We start from the raw sequence: 5,626 nt of genomic DNA on the forward strand, positions 1-5,626 counted from the left end.
GTATTATGTCATTCAAGACATATGTCGTCCGCAGCATAACAAGGGGAGAATCCATGGCGAGTACACGAAACCTGCTGCTGAAGGCCCCGGCGGCCGCCCTGGAGGCCCTGACGCCCCTGGCCCGCGAGGGCTTCGCGGTGGAGGTGACGGCCGGATGCAGCCTGCGGGCCACCCTGGCCGACGACCTGGGCCTGGGCCGGGAATGCGTGGAGACGCGCATCCAGACCGTGTTCATGGACGGCTCCCCGGTGGACGACATCGACGCGGACTTCGCCCGGCCGGGCAGCGTGCTGGCCCTGGCCGGAGCCCTGCCCGGCGTGGCGGGCATCGCCATGCAGCGCGGCAGCCGCATCGGCGTGTACCGCGAAGGCATCACCCATCAGGTGGAACAGCAGTCGGGACAGCAGGCAGGACAGCAGGACTGCCATCCCGTGTGGCAGGACGAGGCCGCGAGCGAACCCGCGCGGCCCTTGCGCGTCACCCTGAAGCTCTTCAACACCGTTGCCGTGGAATGCCTGGCCCAGGTGCTGCGCCACGGGGTGGAGCTGCGCGCAGGCCGCCTGGCCGAGTTGCTGGACGAACGGCCCGACGCCCTGGCCCAGGCGGAGTTCGAGCTGGACGGCGCGCCCCTTTCCCGCGCGGCCGTGGCCGACGTCTTGCGCGGCGCGCACGCCCCCCTGCGCCTGAGCGCGCAAGACGGGACCGAATGACGGCCCCGGCCGCACCGCAGATGCCGCCGATTCGCGAGCTGACGGCCCTGGCGGATATCGCCGAGGCCGCAGGGCAGGCCATTCTGGACGTGCGGCGCGACGGCTTCGAGGTGGCCTACAAAGACGACGCCTCACCCCTGACCCAGGCCGACACCGCCGCCAACGAGGTCATCCTGCGCGGGCTCGCGCTCGCCTTTCCGGGCGTGCCCGTGCTATCCGAGGAAGGCGCGGCCCTGGCGTATGAAGAGCGCGCCCGCTGGCGGCGGCTGTTCATCGTGGACCCGCTGGACGGCACCAAGGAGTTCGTGAAGGAGCTGGGGGAATTCTGCGTGTGCATCGCCCTGGCCGAGGACGGCTTCCCCACCATGGGCGCGGTGCATGTGCCCCTGTGGGGCAAGACCTACGTGGGCGGCCTGGGCCTGGGCGCGTTCCGGCGCAGCTCCGCCACGGAGCCCAACGCGTCGGGCGCGACCAATGCGGCGAATACCGCCGGGCCCTGGCGGGCCATAGGCGTGCGCCAGCCCAACCCGGCCAACCTGGTGGTGCTGGCCAGCCGCTCGCACCCCTCGCCGGAGCTGGAGGCCTACCTGGCGGGCGGGCCGCCGCCCATGCGCATCACGGCGGGCAGCGCACTGAAGTTCTGTCTGGTGGCCGAGGGCTCTGCAGACCTGTACCCGCGCTTCAACTTCACGCGGGAGTGGGACACGGCGGCTGGGCAGGCCGTGGTGGAGGGAGCCGGGGGCAGCGTGCTGCGCTTCGAGGGCGGCGTGCCCGGCGCCCGCCTGCCGGTGAACAAGCAGGACCTCGCCAACGGACCGTTTCTGGCCTCTGCCCGACCCCTGTGACGCGCCGGAGCCGCGCCGGACTTTCCTTACGAAAGCCTTGCGGCGCGGCCCCTGGAAGCGTTCTGACTAGCGGGCTGGGGCTAGCTGGCGATGGCCAGCCGGGCCGCCTCCGCGTCCGCGGCCGCGGGCAGCGCCCGCCGGACCATGGTCTGGGCGTAATTGTTGGCGATGACCTGGTGGAAGCGCGTGCCCGGCTCCACGCGGCCGGAAAGCAGCGTCAGGGCCTGGACAAACTCCCAGCGGGCCTCGGTGTCACGGCCGGAGCAGCTCAGAATCACGCCCAGGTTATTGCGGATCTTGGCCTCCACCACGGGGAAGCCGCTCAGCTCGGCCAGCAGGGCCAGGGCCTTGCGTTGCAGCAGCTCGCCTTGGGCGGCGTCTCCCGCCTGGAAGACGCTCATGCCTTCCTTCCACAGATTGGAGACATACAGCAACGTGCGGCAGCGGCCGGAGCACCCCTTATGCATGGGCGGCCACCTCTTCGGCCCAGGCGGTCACGTCGTCGCGTTCCGGGTCGCCGTCGATCTTGAGCGAGCCCGCCACGAGCACCGCGCCCAGGCCCGTCGCCTTTTCCTCGATGGCATCCACCGCGCCGCAGAAATGCGTGTAGCTGGTGTCGCCGCAGCCGAACACGGCCAGCTTCTTGCCGGAAAGCCCGGCCTGGTCCAGCTCGTCGAACAGGGGCACGAAGTCGTCTTGCAGCTCAATGTCCTCGTCGCCCCAGGTGGAGCAGCCGAACAGCACCAGGTCGAAGCCCTCGGCCAGGCCCTTGGCGGAGATGTCCTCCGCGCTCTTGACCACGGTCTCCCAGCCCTTCTTGTTCAGTGCCGCGCCGACGTAACTCGCGGCGGTTTCCGTATTGCCGGTGGTGGATCCGTACACGATGAGCGCTTTGGCCATTTCAAGTCTCCTTGTTGGGGGTTTCCTGCCCGGCTCGGCCGGTCGCTGTCTTGATATTGAAATTCATTTTCATAATCAAGCAGTATTTTCACCAAACCTGATTTTTCTTTGGACCAAAGCCCCCCACCTATCGACAGCTCCTGCGCACCGCGCAACGCCGCGCCGAACGGAATCGCGCCGGGCCGCACCGGCGCATGGCCGCCGCACGTCCGCCGCCTCGACGCTCCTCTTCCTCCGGCGGCGGGGCGATCCCCTGCGCTGCGCACAGGCACTCACCCGGCACACGTCCGCACCCACGGCGTTGCGCGCCGGACCGAAGCAGTGCTCTCCCCTTCGCCCAACGGCAGCCCAGGCGAAGTTTCTTCCGCGATTCCCAAAGGCGCCCCGATTTTCGCTCTTCCGCTGCCCGTCTATTTCACCGCATCAAATTACTTGACACTCAAAATACTTTGCAGCATTGCTATTTGCACATCAAGACACTTCCCCGGCGGCTGGGGAGGAAGACAAAAGAGGGCCCCCATGATCGGACGTTTTTCCAAGCTCGGCGAATACCAGGAACTGCTCCAGCAGCGCGAGACCCTGCAATGCCTGGCCGGCGGCGGCTTCGCCCTGGCCTCCTACCTCTGGGAAAGCTTCGGCCTGGCTCCTGCCTGGGCCGCGCAGGTCCTGGCTCTTGCGGCCGTGGCCCTCACCGGCCTGCCCATCATCTGGGGCGCGGCGCAGGGACTCATGGAGCGCCGCGTCAACGTGGACGAACTGGTGGCGCTGGCCATCACGGCCTCGCTCATCCAGGGCGAAATCCTCACCGCCGCCATCGTGGGCTTCATCATGTCCATGGGCTCCCTGCTTGAGGAGGCCATCAGCGAATCCGCCCGGCGCTCCATCCAGTCCCTGGCGCGCATGACCCCGCAGGAGGCCACCCTGCTCGGCCCGGACGGTCCCAACACCGTGCCCGTGAAGGACATCCTCCCCGGGCAGCGCCTGCTGGTGCGCCCGGGCGAGCGCATCCCCGTGGACGGGGTCATCGTGTCCGGCTCCACGGCGGTGGACGAGTCCACCATCACCGGCGAATCCGTCCCGCGCGAACGCACGGCCGGGGACAACGTGCTGGCCAGCACCCTGAACTACAACGGCGTCATCGAGATCGAGGCCGGGCAGGTGGGCGCGGACACCACCCTGGGCCGCGTGATGCGCCTGGTGGAGGAAGCCGAGGCCCACAAGCCCAAGGCCGTGCGCTTCGTGGATTCCTACGCGCGCTGGTTCACGCCCCTGGTGCTGACCCTGGCGGGCATCGCCTGGGCGGTAAGCGGCGACCCGAACCGCGCCGTGGCCGTGCTGGTGGCGGGCTGCCCCTGCGCCCTGCTTCTGGCCGCGCCCACGGCCACCGTGGCCGCCGTTGCCCGCGCCGCGCGCTCCGGCGTGCTCATCAAGGGCGGCGCGCAGATGGAGGCCGCGGCCAGGGCCGACGCCGCGCTGTTCGACAAGACCGGCACCCTGACTTTGGGCGAACCCCGCGTGGAGGAGATCGCGCCCGCACAAGGCGTGGACGAGGCCACGGTGCTGGCCGCCGCCGCCGGGGTGGAGCGCCACTGCTCGCACCCCCTGGCGCGCGCCGTGCTGCGCGCAGCAAGCGAACGCGGCGTGGCCGCGCCGGAAGCCGAGGGCGTGGTGGCCGAGGTGGGGCTGGGCGTGCGCGGCACGCTCATGCTTGATGGCGCAGCGCGCGCGGTGGAGGTGGGCGGCCCGGCGCTTCTGGCCTCGCGCTCCGGCGAGGCCGCGTTGCCGCCGGAGCTTGCCACGAGCCTTGCGGCCATGCGCCAGCGCGGCGCAACCGCGCTCATCGTCCTGGCCGACGGCGTCCCCTTGGGCCTGCTGGCCGTTTCGGATACGGCCCGGCCCACGGCCCTGGGCACCTGCGAATCGCTGCGCTGCCTGGGCTTTCTGCGTCTGGGCATGCTCTCCGGCGACGAACCCGCGCCCGTGGCCCGCATGGCCGAATCCCTGAGCCTCACCGAACGCTGGTCGGGCCTGAAGCCCCAGGACAAGCTCGCGGTGATCCGCGACTTCCAGAGCCAGGGCCGCAGCGTGCTCTACGTGGGCGACGGCGTGAATGACGCACCGGCCCTGGCCGGAGCGGACATCGGCATCGCCATGGCCGCCGCAGGCACGGACGTAGCCCTGGAGACGGCGGGCATGGCCCTGGTGCGCGACGACATCTCCCGCCTGCCCTTCGTGGTCTCGCTCTCGCGGCGCATGCTTTCCGTGGTCAAGATGAACATCGGCCTGGGGCTTCTGTCGAACACCGTGGCCGTTTACGGCGGCATGACCGGCCTGCTCTCGCCCATCGCGGCCTCGCTGTTCCACAACGGCGGCTCCATTCTGGTGGTGCTGGCCTCGGCAAGCCTTCTGCTGTACAAGGACAGAAGCGCCGGGGCCTAGGCCCCAGCCCTCAGGAGGACATCATGGCCCAGCGCCACCCCAACGCCTGCGCGCCCGCCCAGCCGGAAGCCGAGCACCGCCAGACCGAGGAGTTCACCCGGCTCCTGATCGAATTCTACGAGCGCTTCTCCTCCTGGGAGCAGGCCGTGGTGCGCGAGACGGGCATCACCCTGCAGCAGATGCACACCCTGGAGATCCTTGGCTCCTGCGGGCACCTGCGCATGAAGGAGCTGGCCGAGAAGATGGGCGTGACCACGGGTTCGCTCACCGTGCTGGTGGACCGCCTGGAGCGCGCGGAACTGGTGGAGCGCAAGCCCAACGCGGAGGACCGCCGCTCCATCCGCGTGGGCCTCACCCCGGCCGGGACCAAGCTCTTTGAGGAGCACCACAAGCTGCACGGCCAGCTTTCCCAGGACATGGCCGGAGCCCTGACCCCGGACGAGCTGGACCGCCTGCTCGACATGCTGCGCCGGCTGGTGCAGCACTTCTAGCCCAAAACTTTCCTTCATTTCTCCGCCGCGCCCGGCGGCAGCGCCTTGCGCAGGTTTCGGCCCGCGCCGGGCAATCTTTTTCCTCACTGCCCTAGTTGACATCGAATTTCAATTTCAATAAACACCGTCTCGACGGCGCAGGCCCGCGTGGGCGCGCCGAAACGAAAGGAGACGAGTGTCATGTGGCAAGAAATCGCTGTCTGTCTGATTCTGGCGCTTGGGGCGGGCTTCACGCTGTGGA

At 69.3% G+C, this 5,626-nt stretch carries 6 protein-coding genes; 4 read left to right on the top strand and 2 right to left on the bottom strand.

All coding sequences use genetic code 11. The features are described from left to right. Nucleotides 1-53: 53 nt before the first annotated feature. A complete protein-coding gene (locus VN419_RS05040; protein ID WP_325645102.1) occupies nucleotides 54-710 on the top strand; it encodes a hypothetical protein in 657 nt (218 codons plus the stop codon). Beyond that, entirely contained in the window at nucleotides 707-1,555 is an 849-nt protein-coding gene (locus VN419_RS05045; protein ID WP_325645104.1) for a 3'(2'),5'-bisphosphate nucleotidase CysQ, read from the top strand. The genes VN419_RS05040 and VN419_RS05045 overlap by 4 nt, the downstream gene beginning before the upstream one ends. An 80-nt stretch (nucleotides 1,556-1,635) precedes the next feature. On the opposite strand, the gene VN419_RS05050 is transcribed toward VN419_RS05045, so the two are convergent. Together VN419_RS05050 and VN419_RS05055 are read right to left on the bottom strand one after the other, a co-directional pair. Further along, entirely contained in the window at nucleotides 1,636-2,022 is a 387-nt protein-coding gene (locus VN419_RS05050; RefSeq protein WP_325645106.1) for a hypothetical protein, read from the bottom strand. Next, nucleotides 2,015-2,455, bottom strand: a complete 441-nt coding sequence (locus VN419_RS05055) for a flavodoxin (protein WP_325645108.1) — start codon at nucleotides 2,453-2,455, stop codon at nucleotides 2,015-2,017. The genes VN419_RS05050 and VN419_RS05055 overlap by 8 nt, the downstream gene beginning before the upstream one ends. Before the next feature lie 519 nt (nucleotides 2,456-2,974). Here VN419_RS05055 and VN419_RS05060 point away from each other — a divergent pair. Both VN419_RS05060 and VN419_RS05065 read left to right on the top strand, forming a co-directional pair. Next, nucleotides 2,975-4,894 (top strand): cation-translocating P-type ATPase, encoded by a 1,920-nt coding sequence (locus tag VN419_RS05060; protein WP_325645110.1) that lies wholly within the window; start codon nucleotides 2,975-2,977, stop codon nucleotides 4,892-4,894. Nucleotides 4,895-4,917: 23 nt separating this feature from the next. Further along, on the top strand, nucleotides 4,918-5,385 hold the full coding sequence (locus VN419_RS05065) for a MarR family transcriptional regulator (RefSeq protein ID WP_325645112.1): 468 nt from the start codon (nucleotides 4,918-4,920) through the stop codon (nucleotides 5,383-5,385). Nucleotides 5,386-5,626: the final 241 nt, after the last annotated feature.

Origin of the sequence: Humidesulfovibrio sp., from assembly GCF_035560995.1 — a bacterium.
Classification (GTDB): domain Bacteria; phylum Desulfobacterota; class Desulfovibrionia; order Desulfovibrionales; family Desulfovibrionaceae; genus Humidesulfovibrio.